Source organism: Robiginitalea sp., from assembly GCF_049588695.1.
GTDB lineage: Bacteria > Bacteroidota > Bacteroidia > Flavobacteriales > Flavobacteriaceae > Robiginitalea.
Genome location: NZ_JBAVZJ010000439.1, coordinates 1 through 1,745, shown reverse-complemented (window position 1 = coordinate 1,745; position 1,745 = coordinate 1). Strand labels below are relative to the sequence as shown.

Here is a 1,745-nt window from a genome sequence, read left to right as displayed (position 1 = left end):
AGACTGGTGTTTTCCTTGTGTACAAAGGGAAGCACACTGTCCCGCGTTTCCCAAAACGATTCAGACCTGGAACCGGTATAGTAATTTCCCCGGGCGTCTTCCTGCCTGAGTGTTACCGAACGGCCTGCAGGGAGGGCCACATGTTTTTCAAAAGTTCCCCCGGGCCAGATAACCAACAGGGAATCCAGGGATTCTGCCTGGTTCAGGCCAATTTGTATATGAGGCGGTACAGCGGAAAGGTAGCCCCGGGTCGTAAAATTTTCGAACACCTGCAGGTTCTGGTCCGTGTAAGCGAGTACACGGGCCCCGATTCCCCGGCTGTTCAGACCGGTACCTGAGAAGTGCAGTGCGATAGATTTCCCGGTTTCCAAATTATTTTGATAAATGGTGGCAGGCTCGTCGAGGTTGTTGACCACCAGGTCCAGATCACCATCATTATCCAGATCGGCATAGGCACTCCCGTTGCTATACGTGGGCTCTTGCCCGATCCAATTTGTAGTCTCATCTGAAAAGGTGAGGTCCCCATTGTTCCTGAAAACATAATTAGATACCTTTTTCGGGGGTATTTCACGGGTAAGCGGGAGATCCGTATCTGCCATGCCCTGGTCTATTCTTCTTTGGATGTCCTCATTGGCTATAAAGTTCATATAGTCCATGTCATTGGTAGCCCCCTTAATGCCATTGGTCACAAACAGATCCTTATATCCATCATTGTCCAGGTCCGCCAGGAGCCCTCCCCATGACCATTCCGTGGCGGCGATACCACTGAGAAAGGCAATCTCAGAAAAGCGATTCTCACCCGTATTGAGTTGAAGGGTGTTTTGCATGAATTGGGGGGCAAACCCATTATTGAGATACTGTCGGTATATGGGGTAGGCGTATTCCAGTCCGGAAGTCTTATAGGTGATGAGGTCCTCGGGGAGCATGTCCAGGGACAGAATATCTACAAGCCCGTCGTTGTTGATATCGGCAAGGTCATTGCCCATACTGAAATGGGTCGTATGCCCGACCTCCCCTGCTCCGGAAGAAATGAGTTCCCTGAACGTTCCATTCCCATTGTTTAAATAGAGGTAATCATTTTCAAAAAAATCATTCCCTATGTAGATGTCCGGATACCCGTCCGAGTTCAAATCGCTGATGCCAAGCCCCAGCCCGTAACCCGCTTTTCCCTGGAATATTCCGGTTTCCGCACTTACGTCAATAAAAAAGCCATTGTCGTTTCGATAGAGGCGGTCCCCGGAGAGGCTGTCCGGGATTAGGCGTTGATTGCCTTTGCCGTAGGTCCGATTGGGATGGACCGAATGATTCAGGAGGTAAAGATCGAGGTCCCCATCGAGGTCGTAGTCAAAAAAGGCTGCCTGGGTCGAGAGTCCTGAAAAGTCCAGACCGAAGTCTGCTGCGCGTTCTTCAAATTGAGGAATCCCATCGGAATCCGCACCGAGATTCAGAAATAATAAATTCTTACCCTTTAGGCCACGGTATCCGGAAGCTTTACAGATATAGATATCCTGCAGGCCGTCTGCGTTAATATCGACATGTGTAGTCCCTGTGGTCCAGCCGTCGGCGTTAGTGATCCCGGCACCTGTACTGACCTCTTTAAAAGTCATATTGCCCAGATTGAGATACAGGGCATCGGGAGATTGATTGCCCCCGAAGTAGATGTCCGGAAGGCTATCCTGGTTGAAATCGGCAATAGTAACGCCACCGCCATTGTAGTAATAGAGGTAGGTGAGAATATTTAATTC

General features: G+C 49.8%; 1 protein-coding gene. It reads right to left on the bottom strand.

The window, feature by feature from the left end; all coding sequences use genetic code 11:
- Positions 1-1,745 (bottom strand): CRTAC1 family protein (locus WBV75_RS10460; RefSeq protein ID WP_424120557.1); only part of this gene is annotated, 1,745 nt, incomplete at both ends.